The following is a 19,397-nucleotide window of genomic DNA, read 5'->3' on the forward strand; positions in this document are numbered from 1 at the left end:
CAAAAACAAACTTTCTGGAGCTTTATATGAAGCCATTATTTGAACAACAGAGTATACCCACCCCGCAGATTCAGCCGGCTGTAGCATTATCTTCACCTTCTACTCGCCTTGCTACAGCCGGCCAATTTATTGCTGTCGTCATTATTTGGTCACTTACCCCACTCGCAGCCGTCTGGACAGTACAAGAAATTCACTGGGCATGGGGGTTATTTATTCGATTCAGTTTGGCAATTCCAATCGCTTTGCTGTGTCTAAAATTTTTTCGTTTAAAACTCATCTTTAGTAAAAAAGCTGTTTTAAGTTATTGTGCCGGAGCCATTGGCTTATTTGGTTCTATGGCCTTTTGCTATATGGGCGCAGATAAAGTCCCCTCTGCCATTATTTCAATTATTTACGGTACTTCTCCGTTAGTGTCTGGACTCATCAGCTCTTTTTTATTAGGACGTGAACGTTTTTCAGCATGGCAGTGGCTTGGGCTGGGTATCGCTCTTGTCGGGATGAGTTTTACTTTAGGACTGTCTTCATCAGGTTTTCAGCTCAACCGCATTGGTATTATGTTAGAGCTGATTGCGATGCTGTTTTATGTATTGTCGACTTTTGCCGTAAAATCTGTTGGTGCGCATGTTCCGCCAATTACACAAATGACAGGTGCCACCCTTGTTTCATGGGTCGGTTATATATGCCTGTTGCCTTTCTTTTGGTCACATCTTCCAACTGAATTTCCGAGCCTTAAAATTTCAATAGCAGTGCTCTACAGTGCAGTCTTTTCATCTGTGCTTGCCATGATTTTCTATTATCAACTCATCAAAGTCCTACAACCGACCACTGTGTTACTCATTACCATTATTACCCCAGTTTTAGCTACATTTTGGGGGACATGGTTCAACCATGAACAGCTCAGCTCACATCTTATTTTAGGTTTAACCCTGTTATGCTTAGGATTACTGATGTATTCACGTCGTCCAACATAATGTTTTATAACCTGATTGAGGCCACTCATCAGGTTATTCTGCCCCTTATATTTATATTGATCTTAAGAATAAAAGTTTAGTTTTATTTTAATCCCCCTTCTATTTTTGTTTACGAAGTAGTCTATAAATTGTATTTGACAGTTTTCTAACGATCGTTTAAAAAATTATTAAAGACAAATAAAGGACATCACGACATGTCAAATCAAGAAGGAAAAGTCAGCCGTGAAACTCGCGAACATATTTTTTTAATTGGTCTAGATCGGGCAACAAAACGTAATGCCTTTGATAGCCACCTGATTAAAGATTTATCACTAGCACTTACTGAATATGAAAATAATGATGCACTTCGCTGTGCTGTTATCTTTGCTCATGGCGACCATTTTACGGCCGGATTAGATCTAGTTGAGTTACAACCCAAGCTCGCTACAGGTGTTTTTGATTTTAGTGATGAAGAAGTTAACCCGTGGGGTACAGTTGGACGAAAACTGAGTAAACCTTTGATTGTTGCGGTACAGGGTTATTGCTACACCGCTGGTATTGAACTATTTCTGAATGCAGACATTGCTTTAGCAAGTGAAAATACTCAGTTTGCACAGATGGAAGTTCAGCGCGGCATCTTACCTTTTGGTGGAGCTACTGCGCGCTTTACTCAAGCCGCAGGTTGGGCCAAAGCCATGCGCTATTTACTCACCGGTGACAGCTTCGATGCAAAAGCAGCTTTTGATATGAACCTGATTACAGAGATATGCCCAGAAGGTACGGAGCTCAACCGTGCAATAGAACTGGCTGAACATATTGCTCAAGCTGCACCACTTGCTGTAAAAGCCACTCTCGCCTCTGCCCGTGAAGCCATTAATGAAGGTTATGAAACTGCTTTTAGCCAATTACAGAGCCATCTTCAGCCTTTACTCACCACAGAAGATGTTCAAGAAGGTGTGTTTGCCATGGTGCAAAAAAGACCGCCTGTTTTTAAAGGTAAATAAAATTCATCACGCTAGAAAAATAAAGAGAAAAGCAATGCAACCAGAAACTCAAATCAATGAACAGCCTAGCCAAACTGTACAATTCCCAGCTTTAGATGGTTATCAACTCAAGGGCACACGTTACTTTACAACGATACCTGCTAAAGCAAATATTGTCGTTGCGGGAGCAACGGGTGTGCCACATGAGTTTTACCGCCGCTTCGCTGAATATATGACGCAATTTGGCTATCAGATATTTACGTTTGACTATCGAGGCGTTGGAAAATCGAGTCCAAAATCTTTAAAAGGATTTGATATGTCTTATTTAGATTGGGGACAATATGACTTAGCTGGTGCGATTGAATATTTATCAAAAGACCCCCTACCTCTTTTCATGGTTGGTCATTCCTATGGTGGCCATGCGCTAGGTCTACTACCTAATCATGATAAATTATTGGCCTGCTACACCTTTGGTACAGGTGCTGGCTGGCACGGCTACATGCCACTGAAAGAACGATTTAAAGTTCAAGTGGTCTGGAATATCGTGTTTCCACCCATTGTTGCCGTGACAGGTTATTTGCCTTGGAGCAAATTTAATATGGGTTCTGATTTACCCCTCAATGTGTATAAACAGTGGCGTAAATGGTGTAAAAACCCTAAGTATTTTTTTGCTGACCCAGAACAGCAACACTTAATTGAACAATATGCCGCTGTCAAAATTCCAATTTATGCAGTCTCTGCCCTTGATGATGATTGGGCTTTACTTACTTCTTGTCGGGCATTTATGCAGCATTATCGACAAGCTCAAGTTTCATACGTCAGTCTTCAACCTCAAGATGTTGCTATGAAAACCATTGGCCACATGGGTTATTTTAAAAAAGATGCTGAACACATCTGGAGTAAAATCCGCACCACTTTTGATGGTTTTTTATAAACCTGCTTTATGTTTGGGATGATGTGAAATGAGACCGCAAAAACTGACCAAAGAAGATCTGCTTAAGCACTGCGCTTTGCAGTTCAAAACTTATGGATATGCCGGAACGAGCATGGACATGCTGGCAAAAGCTTGCGGCCTCACCAAAGCTTCTTTTTACTATTATTATCCAAACAAAGAGGCACTTTTGCTTGAGGTGTTAAATGGCACTCATCAATATTTAATCCATTCTTTATTTGGTGCTACTGAAAATTCAGAACTCTCAGCCATTGAACGTTTTGAGCAAATGCATAAACGTGCTGTGCAGTTTTTTACCCAAGGGGTGAATGGTTGTCTGATTGGGGTAATTTCAATGGAAGTAGCATATGGCTCACCTGAAATTTTAGCCAAAATACGCAGTATTTTTCAGGACTGGCAACTGGCTATTCAATCTATTTTTGCTTGTTGCATTGCTCAAGATCAAGCAGAGATTTTAGCAAAACAAAGTATTGCTGATTATGAAGGAGCGATCTTGATGTACCGTGTCACTCATGATGAGTTTTACATCAATCAAGTTAAGCAACGTATTCTTGGACTTCTTAATTCTTAAAAAAATAAAGCCCACTTAAAGTGGGCTTTATTTTTTAGCTAATCGTTATTCAACTCTCACGATTTTACCTAATTCATCGTGGTGAACGACTGTAATTTTTTGGCTACGCCCCTGCTCAATTTCATGTTCAGGTAAATCAAAATAGCGCGCATAATCATCAGTCTGTTTTGCTTTAAGTGCACTGCCACCGACACGGCGCTCTGGTAGCAAATGGCTCCATAACAATAAGCAAATTGCACAAGCAATTAATGCGCTAAGGCCATGTTCAAGTCCTACACCAAAGGCACTAAATAAACGGTGTACCAAATGAGTTTTTTGTAGTTCAACCAATAGCCATACAAACACAAATGGACGCCACAACAACAACCAAACCGCCCACATCATGGCTGTGCTTGTTGTAGAAGCATAGCGTTTATGCCATGGTAATTGACGGCGTAAATCAATAATCAACGAATCTGTCTTCATTTCTCTCTTTACCTAACGAAGTGCTGTGGTTTTTCCCCAGACATCAATACAGCACGATCTTTAAAATCTCATGACTCTTGCATTTCATTCTAGCGAATGCCCCGATCCGGGCTCACCCAACGTGCTCGTTTCTCATCTCCACGTCGTAAGACTTTTGGAAATGCCACAATGGTTGCTGAAATAGTGATTAGCCAAAAGACCAATGGATACCAGATCATCCAGAAATAGTTTTTTCCTAGATGCGGTTCATAACGACTATCCATCCATTTGCTTAAAGCAAACTGAATTAGACAGGTTGCCCCCAATAAAATACCGGTACCATACGGTAAAAATGGGGAGCTCACAACAGCTAATGCAGGGAGTGGTAAAATAAAATGTACCAACCACAACAAAGCCATCGCTAGCATTAAATATGACCAGACTAAAGTTAAGCAAAGCTCAAACATTAAAGGCCATAAAAAATTCAATTTTGGTTTAGTGAACACATCAATATTTTTAATTAATACTTGTGCGCCACCCATTGCCCAACGTAAACGTTGTTTCCACAACCCATTGAGGGTTTCAGGCATTAAAATCCAAACCAAGGCATTCGGTTCAAACTCAATATCCCAACCTGCACGCTGTAACTTCCAAGTAATATCGATATCTTCAGTCAACATATTAGGTGACCAATAGTCGACTTGGTGAACAGCGCTTTTACGAAAAGCAGTAACTACACCAGATACGGTAAACAAGCGACCAAAGGTACGCTGTGCACGTTTAATCATACCTACGATTGAAGAAAACTCACCGACCTGAATACGCCCTAATAAAGTTGAGCGAGTACGGATACGCGGGTTTCCAGTAACAGCTGCAACCGTTGGGTTTTCAAGGAAATGACGAATCATCCACTTTGCCGCATGTGGATCAAGTAAAGCATCACCATCAATACCAATTAAAAACTCGGCATCGGTCATTAAGCTTCCGGCTTGCAATCCCATGGCTTTACCTTGGTTTTGTGCCAAATGAACAACACGTAATTTTTCATGTTGTTCTGCTAAGCGGTCAAGTACTTCACCTGTATTATCTGAGCTGCCATCATTAATCGCAATGACTTCAAAATGAGGATAGTCCAGTTTTAAAGCATGGCTAATGGTTTCCTCTGCATTATCCCCTTCATTAAAACAAGGAACTAATACAGCGACTTTTGGATAACTTTCTAAAGGAGCTGGTTGATCGTAAGGCGGAGCCTGACGTTCTTTCCAATAGAAAATGATCGCACCCATCATCCATAAATACGACATGAATAATGGGTAATAAAAAACGAATTTTAAAGCATGCGACCATATTGCAGCAAAGATTGTCATGTTTCAGCCTCGACTACGGCACAAGACGAGATGATTTTTCAGCAAATGCTTTATGCATTACGTCAACATCCGGATGATCTTTGATTGGGTCATCTGGGTAATATCCGACATGCATTACACCTTGTTGATAAAGTGAGTGAATTGTTGCTGCCATTTCAGTTGAAGGTACCTTTTCATTTTTACGCCAGTCGGTTGCCTGTAATTCAAAAACGGTTTTCTTGATGCCATTAGGATATTGTTTCACGCGATCAACCATGTCTTTATAGAACTGATCTGAGTTATCAACCTGCTCCATATAAGGCATTGCCATAATAGCTGTAAAATCATAACGCTTTAATGACTCTTCAAGCGATTGTGAATACCAGTTTTCTGCATATGGTTTTAAAGCTACCTGCGCATATAAGTTACGTGCAGTGACCAAGAACGGCTCATATTGTCTCACGTCATCAACGAGTTGCATTGCAAAATCATCTAGATATTTTGTCTTATATGCAGTCCATTTTTGCAAGTCTTGATCGTTTTCACGGATTTTTGCCAAATCTGTTGGCAAACCTTGTTTTGCATAAGCTTTTAAAGCATCAGGGCTTGCATCTTCATAATCAGATAAGGTCACATCGTCGTGGAATAAAATTCCATTGAACGAAGCTGACTTAGCTAAGTCCTGATAAATTTCTCGAACAGTTTGGCGTGCATCTGCTGAGAACGGACTTAAACGGATATAACCCATATTAAGGTGTTCACCTGCTTTCTCTTGCTGAGTCACTACTAAATCCTTAGAAACAGGATCAGTTTTTGGTAGTTCCCACGCCAATAACGGCATCCATGCATAAATACGGCTTACAGGTGTGCGCGTTTGAATTTGCCATGCAACACGGTTAAACAAGTCTGCACGCATTGGAATATGGCGGTTAGGGAAATAAACCATATCAGCAGAACCATTCGCATCTGGATCTGAAAATGCCTGTAAATAAACTGTATTTACACCCATGCCATTAATTCGATCTAACAAGTGTCCTAAATTACGCTCTTGTTGTTTCGGATCTGGATCATAAATATAGTCCAAATCGATATGCATGATTTTTTGCGGACGATTGTTATCCGTTAAATTTAATTCACGGTTTTTAATTTCTTGAGCCAAATCATCAGTTGTCATTCCACCTTCTACCAAAATACGGCTCATATTTTGTAGAGATTGTTTTGCGTGGTCTGCCCCATCATCAAGTGTAATGGTCACAGGCATGCCTAAATTTTTTGCAATTTGGACAGTTTGCATATTATAGCGACCGTATGGCCAAACCATAACACGTGGCGAACGTAAGCCATGCGCTTTTAATAAGTCATTATTCTTTTTCAGGTCGCTATAGATTCGTGCCTGATATTGTTTATCGTTTTCATATGTTTGTGTTTTAACATCATAAAAACGTGTGGTCGCAGCAGGTTCAGAGTTGCCTTGCGGGTTGCCCGTAATACCACGATGCAAATGATAGCTATGATTCGCGATTTCGACTAAACCGCTGTCTTGCATTTCTTTAAGTTCATTCCAACTCAAGATCTTATCGCGAGAGATTTCCTCACCAGAGAAGTCAACTTTTTGGCCAGCTTTTGGTTCTAACCATGAACCTACTACAGCCAAAACAACCGGAATTTTTTTTGCTTTAATAACAGGATATACATTTTGATAAAAAGACTGATAACCATCATCTACGGTCAATAATACTGGCTTGGTCGGTAGTGGATTTTTACCTTGATGCGCACGAATTAATTGATCAACCGTAATAAAATGAAACCCGTTTTTTTGTAGCCATTCAACATGCTGTGTAAATTGTTGAGTAGTGACTGCATATTGAGGGATCATTGCATTTTTTGTATCAGTAACTTCATGATAGCCAATGACCGTAAGTGTTGAAGCATCGAGTTTTTGTGGTTTAGCCAATGCCATACCAGACATGCCTGTAAGGGCCAATCCAAGCGTAAGATTCAACAAAGGAGATGCAAAGCGGATAATCATGAAATAGCGTCTCAATAACAATATAGATTATTTATGTGAAATTTGAAGTTAAGACGCAAACTTTCTGAAATTTGGTCTTAATATCACACTGCCCACAAATGAACAGTTTTTCAGTCAGCATTTATAATCAAATAATCTGAAAATAATCTTAAATATTCAAAAAGCTAAAATATAAATTATGAATGTATTTATATTTAAAGCTCATATAAACAAGAAAGCCCCCTCAAGGGCTTCTATTTTTCACTAATCACGAGTTTTGACATCAAATAATTCAATTTCAAAAATTAAATTAGAATTAGCTGGAATAATCTTACCCATTTTACGTTCACCATAAGCCAAATGAGAAGGCACGATTAATTTACGTTTACCGCCAACTTTCATTCCCATGATGCCTTGGTCCCAGCCTTTAATGACACGGCCTGTTCCAATTACGCATTCAAAATAGTTACCACGGTCAATTGAAGAGTCGAATTTAGTACCGTCTTCTAACCAACCAGTGTAGTGAGTCGTAATTAAAGCACCTTTAACAGCTTCTTTGCCTTCACCTACTTTTAAATCGATAATTTCTAGTTCATTTGACATGGTTTACCCCTTAAATCGAATTTCTAAATAGCAATTGGTACTTAGTGTACCAATTGAATCTGTAGAATTTGTTGCGCTTTTCTATTTTACTGTAACTGCGTCCACACAACATTTGCCTGACCCTTTTCACCTAAAAGCGTCCACTCTGTGTCCATGACATTTAATTGTAGCTGCATGGTGCGTTCACAGATTTGTTCGAGCTCAGCTGTGCTTTGAGGAGCAATTTGCCAAACCTGAACGTTACTTAACGTTTTAATTTTACTGTTTCGCTTCCACCATTCTTCGACTTGTGTGCCATAAACAACAACCGCAACTGTTTTACAGCGCGAACTGGCTTTTTTGACTTTATCTTCAGATGGTAAACCCACTTCAATCCATGCTTCTAACTGACCTGTTAAATCTTTTTGCCATAATGCTGGTTCGTCAGTTTCAAAAAGGTCTTTAGTAAACTCAAGCTCATCACTTGCAAAACGGGCAAAGGCCATCAAACGAACCATTAAACGTTCTAAAGTTTCTGAAGGATGCAAGGCAAGTGTCAGTTGGTAATCACCATAAATATGGTCATCCATATTGGCAATATTCAAGTCTGCCTTATAAATTGTTGCTTTAAGCGCCATGATTAATATGTTCCAAAATTTGGCGCTAAGGATACTCGATTTTAGGTAAAAATTTATAAAAAAACTGAGCAATCCACAACATAGTAATTGGAAATTTGCATATTCTTCCAAAACGCTTTGCTTGCTTGAGAGTTGGCCGGCTTTTTGCTTGAAAGAGAAATATTCTCCTCTTGCTAAAATTGATGACTTATGTGGCAGAAGCTTAAACGTAGTTTATTTTTACAGGTTCTTTGCGCTCTCTTTCTTGGAGTTGCAGTTGGGGCTAGTTTTCATGATTTCTCCCTATCTTTAAAGCCTTTAGGTGATGGTTTTATTTCTTTAATTAAGATGCTGATTGCACCAATTGTGTTTTGTGTCGTTGTGCTCGGCATTTATGGTGCAAATGACATCAAAAAAATGGGCAAAGTCGGTGCAAAAACCATTCTCTATTTTGAAGTGGTTACCAGTATTGCTTTAGTTTTAGGCATTATTGTGGCTTATGTATTTAAACCGGGCGTCGGTATGAATATCGATATCAGCCATTTAGATGCAAAAGATTTAAGCACCTATACTGAACGCGCCCATGAAATGCACACAGGTTCGGAATTTCTACTCAATATTATTCCAAAAACATTCACTGCCGCTTTTGCAAACGGCGATATTTTACAAGTTTTACTCATCGCTATTTTATTTGGTGTATCACTCCTTTTAATTCCTAAACATTTGGCAGAGTTAGTACGTCAGGCGCTTGAAGCTTTTTCTGAAGTCTTCTTTAAAATTATGGGTCTGATTATTCGTTTAGCACCTATTGGTGTGTTCGGATCAGTGGCCTATACCACTGCCAAATTTGGTTTAGATTCACTTCTACAATTGGGCTATTTGGTTCTACTGTTTTATGCGACCTGCATTTTATTTGTTGTTGTGGTTTTAGGTTCAATTTTAAAACTTACCGGTCTCAACATCTTCAAATTTGTGGCTTATTTTAAAGATGAATTAGCCATTGTTTTGGGTACAGCATCTTCTGACTCTGTCTTACCTCAAATTATGAAAAAACTCAGAAATCTGGGAATTAAAGATTCAACCGTCGGTCTGGTCATTCCTACGGGTTATTCTTTTAACTTAGATGGGTTTTCAATTTACTTAACTTTAGGGGTGATCTTTATTGCGCAAGCCTGCAATATTGATTTATCTAAGCATGACTTGCTGGCTATTTTGCTGGTTTCACTCATCACGTCTAAAGGTGCCCACGGTATTCCCGGCTCAGCTTTAGTTATTCTTGCAGCAACACTTTCAGTTATTCCAAGCCTCCCTGCGATTGGTCTAGTACTTCTACTTTCAGTCGATTGGTTCATTGGCATTATTCGTGCCTGCACCAACTTAATCGGTAACTGTGTTGCTGCTGTAGTGATTGCACACTGGGAAAAAGATATTGACCATGCTCAAGCCAAAGCAGTGTTAAATACAAAACCTTAAATCCGTTTTAGAGAACATTAAATCGTCTTTGGTTTAATGTTCTCTACTCTTTAAGCTGACAAGCAAGTAACGCCGTTTCAAAAGCCAACCAATCGTGATGATGTGCGCTAATGATTTCAATACGGTTATCAATACCCTCTTCACCAGACTTATAATTAAACTGATCAGGATTAAAGTTAAAAACTTTCCAACCTTGATCTGTATTAAAAATTCCCTTAATTCGCAGCCAGTCTTGCTGCGCACATAATAAATCTAGCAAAGCATAAAACTCGAATTTCCAGCGTTTAGGTAATTTCCAACCTGCCACAATATAGCCTTGTGCCGACTCGACATAATGATAAGGTAATTGCTGAATTTCCTTCTTAACCTCAGTTTCAGTCATTTGTTTTTGAAGTTTAAGTAAGGGCTGTATAGATCGCTCAGTTAAACGAGCAGCTACATCAATTTTATTGAGAGCTAACTGACCATTTTCAGTTTTAATCCATTCTTGTTGATAAGGCTGATATTCTTCTTTTAATAACTCAAGTGCCTGATCATCTTCAAAAGTCATCACATCAGTATGTGACACCACCACAATCTGGGCAGCTTTTAACTGATCTTCATAAAGGTTTTGCTTTACCCAGTTTGTATCATGCAAACGGCTACCATCTAGAACTGTGATTAATGCTCGCATGGCTAAACTACTTTGCCAATGCGGTTCAGTCAGTTGATCAAATAACTGCGAAGGATGCCCAAGACCAGTCGGTTCAATAAAGAGTCGGTCTGGCTTTTGTTCACTCAATAGACGAGCTAAAGCAATATGCATAGGCAATTGACTGCTACAACATAAGCAACCACCTAATAATTCTTTGACTGCATATCCTTCATCTTGAGGTAAGAGTTGTTGATCTACTCCAATTTGCCCAAACTCATTCATTAATACAGCCCAGACCTCATCTTTAGGTTTCTGACTTAATAAATGCTGCAATAACGTGGTTTTCCCCGCCCCTAAAAAACCGGAAATAATATGGGTAGGAACAGTTTTTTGGGCAATAAATTTCACGAGTCACTCAAATTGGAACGGTCTAAAACATTTTAGGTATATCACTCTTTTTTGTCATGTAAATGATTTTTAAACTTAGCCGATGATTTTTTAATTTTTACTTAACGAACCAATAATGAGACTTACATCTCATTTAAAATCTAAATTAACTTTAGATAATTGCAATTCAAACGGAATATTCTATTTATACGCATTCACAATTCATGCCAGAGTGTTAGGTTTACGTAACACAATTGGTTTTTTTTCATTCAAGAAGAAATATTTTTACACATTTTAAGGTGTATTTAAGCCGGTTAACTTTACAGATTCCGCACATAAACGGCCCGTATATTTCATATTGTTAAGATAGGCGTAATAGATTGTTAAGTTAATTGATGTAATCCCAAGCTCGGCTTAGCATGTGTCCTAGCTTAGTCATTCAGCCATACACGTTTCATGTAGGTATGAACGATTAGGTTTGATTTACTTTTTTAATGAATTTAAGGATGCCATAAAATGAAATTAGCTAAGACTCTACTTGCAACAACTTTAGCTTTAACTGCTGCTTCAACTTTCGCTGCTTCTAAACATGAACAAGCACACAGCACTGCTGGTGAAGAGAAAGTTGTTGTTTCAACTCAAGAACAAGCAAACACAGCAAATGCTGCATCTGATGCTGTAGGTTCTGCTTCTGAAGCTGCTCCTGCAACTCGTTAATTCTCTCAGCACTCTCCTCCAAGCTCAGAGATAATTTTACTGAAATGAAAAATGGATGCTGAATTTCAGTAAAGAAGAAAAGGATCGAACCATGCTGCGGTTCGATCCTTTTTTTAAGAAGATTTTTTATACATACTACAAGATGGGTTGTGATTTTCTTGTAGACGTAAAACCTTACGGTGCTCGGCTGCTTCAAAGCGGCAACGTTTCCACTCAGTATTTAGATTTAATTGAGGCACTTCACATGGCTTGCTCTGTTCATCAACAGCAACCATGGTGAAATAACAACTATTAGTATGGCGCACTGTACGCTTCTGGATATTTTGGGCTTCAACACGTATTCCCACTTCCATTGAAGTACGGCCTACATGGTTAACACTTGCCAAGAAGGTTACCAGCTCACCCACATAAATAGGTTCTTTAAAATTCACCTTATCTACAGATAACGTCACCACGTAGCCACCCGAATAACGGCTCGCACAAGCGTAAGCAACTTGGTCTAGTAGTTTTAGAATCGTACCACCATGAACATTACCTGAAAAATTTGCCATATCAGGCGTCATCAAAACTGACATCGTCAATTCAGACTGATCATCAGTTGCTGTGGTTATTTCATCTAATGTAGGCATAGCTCAACTCTGTGTCTTAAAACAAGCTCAATGAACATTATGGTTGATAATTCACAAAAAAAACATGATTAAATCCACAACATGGCATTGTATTTTTTAATATCTCTGATTGTTTTTTAAAATCTAATTTTTTAAAGCATTATTTTTAAAGTTATTTTTTATAGCTGCATCATTTATTTTAAAGTTTTATAGAACATGCTATGCCATTTTATTCCACGCTTAATGGCATAGCAGGGTCTTACAGATCATTCACTATACTTTAGTAATAACGCCTGTCACACCATTAATAATCATATCAATGGCGATCGTTCCGATTAATAAAGCAGATAAACGGCCCACAATGTCGAAATAACGGTCGATATGCTTGGCATGTTTATAGCGTAAATGATCATGTGAAAATTTCATCAAAATCAAAATACTACAGGTTAAAAACAAGGTGAAGGCAATCACTAGGGCTGCCTCACCAATTGACATTTCCATTCCCGTGACTACGGCAGCACTAATCGTTCCCGGGCCAACCATGAAAGGCATGGCAATGGTGCCTGCCAGATGTTCTGGCGCACCCCTCATTTCACCGATGGTATCGGCACCCTGAAACACATAGCGATAGCCAATCACTAGAAAAATCAACCCACCAAAAATCTGGAAGGCTTCAAAACGTACATTCAGATATTTACTAAAAATTGCTTCACCGCCCCATGCAAATAGCATAAATACAATGTAAGCAATTACACTTCCCTGAATCAGTGCTTTATTAAACACCCTTGTTTCTGAATGGCGGATCAGACCAATCATATAAATGCTCATCAAAAATGGATTGAGCAAAGAGAAAAATAAAACAAAAGAATGCAGATATGGAGACGCCATGCATATTCCCCTTAAGCTTGTGGATCTGGGAACAACGGTCGGTTCCCCGGGCTAATACGATTAATATGTAGAAACGTCATATGTCTTTCATATTTATCTAAAATATCATTAATGACTTGCTCTTTACCGTAACCCACTAAATCGTTATCTTGAGAACCATCATAAAGATAGGTTTCCAATCGATAATAGAACTGTTTACCTCGTTTCACACGTTGACTGAAAATCGGTGCGCTATAACGCACAGGCCAGATCTGGTAAACGAAGTTTTGCTCTTCTTCTAAATGAATAGTGAAGTCTAGATGATAAAGCGTGTCTTCATCTTCGAGCAGCGTTTGTTGCACATCCACGTTCATTCCCTGCTTAATAAGTTCATCAGCAACGGCCTGAACTGCTGGTCGGCAGACAGTATCTAACATGCGCAGAGTTTCAGTGGTTCCCGGATGATGCATCACACGGGTTAAACGTTGTTTCCAATTCAGAATATCGACGTTACCGACCACAGGAGCTGCATTCATACTTCGGCTAGCCTGTCTGTAATCTTCAAGTCTTAAGGACTTGTAAAGCCCTGCCATGACAAGGAACATCACGAAACTAAACGGCAATCCCATAATAATGGTCGCGTTTTGTAAAGCCGTAATTCCGTTGGTCATCAGCATCGCTAGCGTAAGTAAACCAATAGCAATTGCCCAGAACACACTCAGCCAACGCGGAGCATCATTATCAATATGAGTTAACTTAGTGGTGAAGTTACCTAAAACTAGCGCACCCGAGTCAGCAGAAGTCACATAGAACAAAAGCCCTGTTACGGTGGCAATTGAAGCAATAAACGTAAAGCCCGGATATTGTGCTAACAAATCATAAAAACCATGCGCGGGATTTGCTAATACTGTGGCAGCGAGTGTCTGGTTCCCTTCAAAAATTACGCTATATAACGCGCTATTACCAAAAATAGATAACCACGTTATTGTAAATAGAAGCGGAATAATTAAAGTACCGGATACAAACTCACGAATGGTACGCCCTCTTGAGATACGAGCTAGGAAAAGCCCTACGAACGGCGACCATGCAATCCACCAAGCCCAAAAGAATAAGGTCCAGCTACTCATCCACGCTTTAGGCTGTTCAAACGCAAAACTTTGTAAGGCCAAAGATGGGAAACGGCTTAAGTAATCACCAACATTTTGAACAAGGGCATTGAGTAAAAACTCAGTATTTCCCAAGAACAAAATAAACAGCAATAGCCCGATCGAAACATAAATATTAATTTCAGATAAAATCCGCAGGCCTTTATTAACGCCTGATGTCACCGAAATAATACTGATTCCAACTGCAATGGCAATCAGGGCAAACTGCATCCAGATGTTCTCTGGTAGCCCTAATAATACATGTAGCCCATAATTCAGCTGTACCACCCCAATCCCGCAGGTTGTTGCAATACCAAAAATTGTCCCGATAACGGCAGCCGTATCAACACTATGCCCGATCACACCATTAATTCTTTGACCAAAAATTGGGTAGAGTGCAGAACGAATGGTAAGCGGCAGATTATAACGATAGCTGAAATATCCCAATGACATGCCAAGTAAGGCATACATACACCAACCAGTTAAACCGTAGTGGAACAATGTCCAGACCATACTTTGGCGTGCGGCTTCATAAGTCTGAGCTGCACCTACTGGCGGTTGCATATAATGAGATAAAGGTTCGGCGACCGAGAAGAACATTAAATCGATACCAATACCAGCCGAAAACAGCATGGCAGACCAACTAAGTAAACTAAACTCAGGCTTTGAATGCTTAGGTCCTAGCTTAATATTGCCATATCTTGAACAGGCAATGAAAATTACGAATGCCATATAAAGTGTTGCGGCAAGCAGGTAATACCAACCAAAGGTCGAAGTTACCCACTGAAGTACTGTATTCATTACCCGATTTGAAAAATCATTGAACAAAAACGTGACGAGAGAAAAAATTAAAATAAGTACAGCTGAAAAATAAAAAACCACACGGTTGAGCGGGTCTTTTTTAGATTTAGATAATGTTAAATCATCAACTGCTCTTGGATTATCTGTTGCCATACAATCCTCAAGGAATAAAAAATAAAAACAAAATGTTTAACTTCGTCTTTTCACTATTCAAAATAATGAAAAGACGATATTTAAACGCAAAAATAATATATAGATGTGATCGATGGAGGTTATAAAACCTCGGTCACTTTATTCTGGTCACAATTCGATGGGACAGAAATGTCTTTTGAAACAGCTAACTGCTTTTTCACTAATTGAGGGTCAAAATCATCTTGCTTTAACGCTTTGGCTAAGCCAAACATATAAAGCAAAATAATGACTGAAAATGGTAAACCACATAACACCACAGCGCTTTGCATGGAGTTAAAACTACCGGCCAGTAACAAGCCAATACTTACAATGGTAATTACCACAGACCAAAAGACGCGTAACCAAATTGGCGAATCACTATCATTGGTGCCCCCTTTTGAGGACAAATTAGCGATCATAAGTGTACCAGACCCAACTGGTGTCAAAAATAAAACGAAACAAATTACAACAACAATGCCAGCAACATATGGATTAAATGGCAGATATTCGAGTAATTTAAATAATGATAATGCTGGGTCACTTAAAACCATATCACCCAAAACTTTCTGTTTTTGATTCAAGATTAAGTAAATTGCAGTATTGCCAAAAACCGAAATCCAAGCCAGTGTAAAACCTAATGGAATCAGGCAAACACCCAATACAACTTCGCGGATTGTGCGTCCTTTTGAAATACGGGCAATAAACATACCCACAAAAGGTGCCCAAGCAATCCACCATGCCCAATAAAATACGGTCCACGAACCCAACCAACCACTTGCTTTTGGGTTATACAAATACATATCAAAGCTTTTACCAATAAAATTGCTTAGATAATCACCGATATTTTGCACAAGACCATTTAATAAATGATTTGTAGGGCCCGTTAAAAATACAAATAAAAGTAAGGCATAGAGCAGACGTAAATTAATACGAGATAACCATGCCAGACCTTTTTCAATACCAACCACTGTCGTTATTGTGGCAACAGCCATCATGACCAGAACAACAGTAATTAAGGTTGCAGAGTTATCAGGAATTTGAGGAAGTAAATAGCAAATACCAGATACGAGTACCAAAGCACCAATGCCTAAATTGGTCACCAAGGAAATAACTGTTGCTAAAATTCCAAAGCCATCAACAAAATCCCCCACCAAGCCATGAACACGTTCCCCAAAAATTGGGTAAAGTGCCGAACGTAATGCCAGTGGCAAATTTTTTCTAAAAGCAAAATAACCTAAAGTGACTCCAAGCAACGCATAGAGCACCCAACCATGAATTCCCCAGTGTAAAAAGCTATAGGTCATGGCATTTCGGGCAGCTTGAATAGTTCCTGCTTCGCCTTCTGGTGGGCGTAAGAAATGATCAACAGGTTCGGCAACACCATAATAAAGTAGCGCAATACCAATCCCTGCCGAGAACAGCATTGAAGTCCATGCCAGATAACCAAACTCAGGTTTATCGTCGTCTTTTCCTAACGGAATCTGGCCGACTTTTGAAAAAGCGAGCCAAGCCACAAAACCGAGGCACAGCACAATAACCAGCATGTAATACCACCCAAAAAAGTGATTTACCTGCTCTTGTATATAGGTTAACCAGAACTGGCTCTTTTCAGGAAACAGCACAAAAAGTAGGCCAAAAATGCCAATACTAATGGCTGAACTCCAAAATACAAACCGATTTAACCGAATATGGTCTGAAGAATATCTATCACTTTTCAACACCATCTTATTGCTCCTTGCAATCGGTGTATTTTCTCAAAATAACGTGATAAGTACTGTACTTATGCGCATCATCCTATCCTTAAGAATCTTTGATTTTACCTCTTTATTCTTAGAGCTAATCTTCAAAAATTCATTGATTTTTACATATCATACTTGTTATTGATTGAACGTTCAATCAATAACAAGTATGATAAAAAAAGTGCTATGATGCTCTGCAAGTTAACATGCTGAATTTAAAGCACCGCTAAAAGTGCTGATGTGGAAAATCATGACAAAACGCAGAGTAAAACCAGAGCACGTGCGACGTGAAGAAATCATGAACGCTGCACTCGACGTAATTTATGAAGTGGGGTTATCCAATACCACCATTGCACAAATTGCAAAAAAAGCCGAGTTGTCGACCGGCATTGTCAGTCATTATTTTGGTGACAAACAAGGGTTGATAAACACCTGTATGCAAGAAATGCTGAATGTTCTGCGTCATAAAACCGAACAGTACAGAGCAGAAGCAGATTCGCATCCAGAGAGCCAGATTAAGGCCATTATCGACTCTAACTTTGACATTAGTCAGGTCAACGAAAAAGCAATGCGGGTCTGGTTAGATTTTTGGTCAGCGAGTATGCATGTACCAGACTTGAGCCGTTTGCAAAAGATTAATGATCAACGCCTATATTCCAACTTGAAGTTTTATTTTCTCAAGTTAATGGATGAAAAACAGGCCGGTGTTGCCGCCCGAGGTTTGGCAGCATTGATTGATGGATTATGGCTACGCGGCAGTTTAAGCCGTCATAACGAATTTGACAGCGAACTTGCCCGTTCCATTGCTTACGATTATGTACAAACGCAATTGCAATTTGCGAACAAGCCTTTGCAGGAGAGACAAAATGAGTGATGTACAAGTTCATCAACTGTATATCCATGGACGCTACGTTAAAGCAACCAGTGGTAAAACATTTAATAGTATTAACCCTGCCAACGGCGAAACAATCGCGACTCTTCAACAAGCATCTGAACAAGATATTGAAGCTGCTGTGCAAAGTGCACAACAAGGTCAAAAAATCTGGGCAGCCATGACCGCCATGGAACGCTCACGTATTTTACGCCGTGCAGTCGACATCTTACGTGAACGTAATGATGAGCTTGCCCGTCTTGAGACACTAGACACAGGTAAAGCTTTTAGCGAAACATCTACCGTCGACATTGTGACTGGTGCAGATGTACTCGAATACTACGCAGGGCTTGCAACAGCCATTCAAGGTGAACAAGTTCCGCTTCGCGAATCAAGTTTCTTTTATACACGCCGTGAACCTTTAGGCGTGGTTGCAGGTATTGGTGCCTGGAACTATCCAATTCAAATCGCTTTATGGAAATCTGCTCCTGCCCTTGCTGCCGGTAATGCCATGATTTTCAAACCAAGTGAAACGACCCCTCTTACTGCATTTAAACTTGCAGAAATCTATACAGAAGCAGGCTTACCAGACGGCGTATTTAACGTCGTTCAAGGGCCCGGCCGTGAAATTGGTCAATGGTTAACTGAACATCCAGTGATTGAGAAAATCTCATTTACAGGTGGTGTTGAAACTGGCAAAAAAGTCATGGCAAGTGCTGCTGGTTCTACACTTAAAGAAGTAACGATGGAACTTGGTGGTAAGTCTCCACTCATTATTTGTGAAGATGCTGACCTTAATCGCGCAGCAGATATTGCTGTCATGGCGAACTTCTTTAGTTCAGGCCAAGTGTGTACCAATGGTACGCGTGTTTTTGTTCCAAAATCACTGTTAGCCGATTTTGAAAAAGCTATTGTAGAGCGTGTAAAACGTATTCGCATTGGCGACCCAATGGCTGAAGACACCAACTTCGGTCCTCTCACCAGCTTCCCTCACATGGAAAAAGTGCTGTCTTTCATTGAGTCAGGCAAACAACAAGGCGCTAAAGTTTTAATTGGTGGTGACCGCGCAACAGAGGGTGACCTTGCTAAAGGCGCTTACGTGCTACCAACGGTATTTAGCGACTGCAACGACCAAATGGCCATTGTTCAAGAAGAAATTTTTGGACCAGTCATGAGCATCTTAAGCTACGAGACTGAAGAAGAAGTGATTCGTCGTGCTAACGACACCACCTTTGGTTTAGCTGCTGGCGTTGTCACTCAAGACATTAGCCGCGCTCATCGCATTATTCACCAAATTGAAGCTGGTATTTGCTGGATTAACACTTGGGGCGAATCGCCTGCCGAGATGCCAGTGGGTGGCTACAAACAATCTGGTGTGGGCCGTGAAAATGGTCTAACCACGCTTGGGCACTATACCCGTATCAAATCTATTCAAGTTGAACTCGGCGACTATCAAAGCATTTTTTAATGCATCAATCGCCTTAAACACTTCAACCTAAATCACATATGCAGAGCAATCTTTATAGATTGC

The 19,397-nt window shown here is 39.7% G+C and carries 18 protein-coding genes; 8 read left to right on the top strand and 10 right to left on the bottom strand.

Annotated features, from left to right (window positions below; translation table 11 throughout):
- The first annotated feature begins 26 nt into the window (after positions 1-26).
- From FY048_RS13695 to FY048_RS13710, 4 genes are all read left to right on the top strand, one after another.
- Positions 27-971 (top strand): DMT family transporter, encoded by a 945-nt coding sequence (locus tag FY048_RS13695; RefSeq protein ID WP_446091498.1) that lies wholly within the window; start codon positions 27-29, stop codon positions 969-971.
- A gap of 194 nt (positions 972-1,165) precedes the next feature.
- Positions 1,166-1,954 (top strand): crotonase/enoyl-CoA hydratase family protein, encoded by a 789-nt coding sequence (locus FY048_RS13700; RefSeq protein ID WP_446091499.1) that lies wholly within the window; start codon positions 1,166-1,168, stop codon positions 1,952-1,954.
- Between the two features lie 34 nt (positions 1,955-1,988).
- Positions 1,989-2,867, top strand: coding sequence for an alpha/beta hydrolase family protein (locus tag FY048_RS13705; protein ID WP_446091500.1), 879 nt, complete (start codon positions 1,989-1,991; stop codon positions 2,865-2,867).
- A 28-nt stretch (positions 2,868-2,895) separates the two neighbouring features.
- Complete coding sequence (locus FY048_RS13710; protein WP_446091501.1) at positions 2,896-3,456, top strand: TetR/AcrR family transcriptional regulator; 561 nt, start codon at positions 2,896-2,898, stop codon at positions 3,454-3,456.
- Between the two features lie 45 nt (positions 3,457-3,501).
- On the opposite strand, the gene pgaD is transcribed toward FY048_RS13710, so the two are convergent.
- From pgaD to FY048_RS13735, 5 genes are all read right to left on the bottom strand, one after another.
- Positions 3,502-3,921, bottom strand: a complete 420-nt coding sequence (gene pgaD, locus FY048_RS13715; RefSeq protein ID WP_446091502.1) for a poly-beta-1,6-N-acetyl-D-glucosamine biosynthesis protein PgaD — start codon at positions 3,919-3,921, stop codon at positions 3,502-3,504.
- A gap of 89 nt (positions 3,922-4,010) precedes the next feature.
- On the bottom strand, positions 4,011-5,267 hold the full coding sequence (gene pgaC, locus FY048_RS13720) for a poly-beta-1,6-N-acetyl-D-glucosamine synthase (RefSeq protein ID WP_446091503.1): 1,257 nt from the start codon (positions 5,265-5,267) through the stop codon (positions 4,011-4,013).
- Positions 5,268-5,280: 13 nt separating this feature from the next.
- A complete protein-coding gene (gene pgaB, locus FY048_RS13725) occupies positions 5,281-7,275 on the bottom strand; it encodes a poly-beta-1,6-N-acetyl-D-glucosamine N-deacetylase PgaB (protein WP_446091504.1) in 1,995 nt (664 codons plus the stop codon).
- Positions 7,276-7,518: 243 nt separating this feature from the next.
- Positions 7,519-7,857 carry an FKBP-type peptidyl-prolyl cis-trans isomerase gene (locus tag FY048_RS13730; RefSeq protein WP_016138973.1) on the bottom strand — a complete coding sequence of 113 codons (339 nt, stop codon included), beginning with the start codon at positions 7,855-7,857 and terminating at the stop codon, positions 7,519-7,521.
- 86 nt (positions 7,858-7,943) lie between these two features.
- Positions 7,944-8,474, bottom strand: coding sequence for a YaeQ family protein (locus FY048_RS13735; protein ID WP_016138974.1), 531 nt, complete (start codon positions 8,472-8,474; stop codon positions 7,944-7,946).
- Positions 8,475-8,663: 189 nt separating this feature from the next.
- Between FY048_RS13735 and dctA the strand changes: the two genes are divergently transcribed.
- Entirely contained in the window at positions 8,664-9,926 is a 1,263-nt protein-coding gene (dctA, locus tag FY048_RS13740) for a C4-dicarboxylate transporter DctA (RefSeq protein WP_446091505.1), read from the top strand.
- 43 nt (positions 9,927-9,969) lie between these two features.
- Here dctA and FY048_RS13745 read toward each other — a convergent pair whose 3' ends face one another.
- Positions 9,970-10,968, bottom strand: coding sequence for a CobW family GTP-binding protein (locus FY048_RS13745; RefSeq protein WP_446091506.1), 999 nt, complete (start codon positions 10,966-10,968; stop codon positions 9,970-9,972).
- A 495-nt stretch (positions 10,969-11,463) separates the two neighbouring features.
- On the opposite strand from FY048_RS13745, the gene FY048_RS13750 reads away from it, so the two are divergent.
- Positions 11,464-11,664 (top strand): hypothetical protein, encoded by a 201-nt coding sequence (locus FY048_RS13750; protein WP_016138977.1) that lies wholly within the window; start codon positions 11,464-11,466, stop codon positions 11,662-11,664.
- Between the two features lie 113 nt (positions 11,665-11,777).
- Here FY048_RS13750 and FY048_RS13755 read toward each other — a convergent pair whose 3' ends face one another.
- The 4 genes from FY048_RS13755 to FY048_RS13770 all read right to left on the bottom strand — a co-directional run bounded on the left by FY048_RS13755 (position 11,778) and on the right by FY048_RS13770 (position 16,980).
- Positions 11,778-12,293: an acyl-CoA thioesterase gene (locus FY048_RS13755; protein ID WP_003653152.1), complete on the bottom strand. Its 516-nt coding sequence runs from the start codon at positions 12,291-12,293 to the stop codon at positions 11,778-11,780.
- A gap of 252 nt (positions 12,294-12,545) precedes the next feature.
- A complete protein-coding gene (locus FY048_RS13760; protein WP_446091507.1) occupies positions 12,546-13,160 on the bottom strand; it encodes a MarC family protein in 615 nt (204 codons plus the stop codon).
- An 11-nt stretch (positions 13,161-13,171) separates the two neighbouring features.
- Positions 13,172-15,238 carry a choline transporter gene (locus FY048_RS13765; RefSeq protein WP_446091508.1) on the bottom strand — a complete coding sequence of 689 codons (2,067 nt, stop codon included), beginning with the start codon at positions 15,236-15,238 and terminating at the stop codon, positions 13,172-13,174.
- Between the two features lie 119 nt (positions 15,239-15,357).
- Positions 15,358-16,980, bottom strand: coding sequence for a BCCT family transporter (locus FY048_RS13770; protein WP_446091509.1), 1,623 nt, complete (start codon positions 16,978-16,980; stop codon positions 15,358-15,360).
- A gap of 265 nt (positions 16,981-17,245) precedes the next feature.
- Between FY048_RS13770 and betI the strand changes: the two genes are divergently transcribed.
- Entirely contained in the window at positions 17,246-17,869 is a 624-nt protein-coding gene (gene betI / locus FY048_RS13775) for a transcriptional regulator BetI (RefSeq protein WP_446091510.1), read from the top strand.
- A complete protein-coding gene (gene betB / locus FY048_RS13780) occupies positions 17,862-19,334 on the top strand; it encodes a betaine-aldehyde dehydrogenase (RefSeq protein WP_446091511.1) in 1,473 nt (490 codons plus the stop codon). Before betI ends, betB begins: the two co-directional genes overlap by 8 nt.
- Positions 19,335-19,397 lie beyond the last annotated feature (63 nt).

Source organism: Acinetobacter sp. 1124_18A (genome assembly GCF_052824995.1).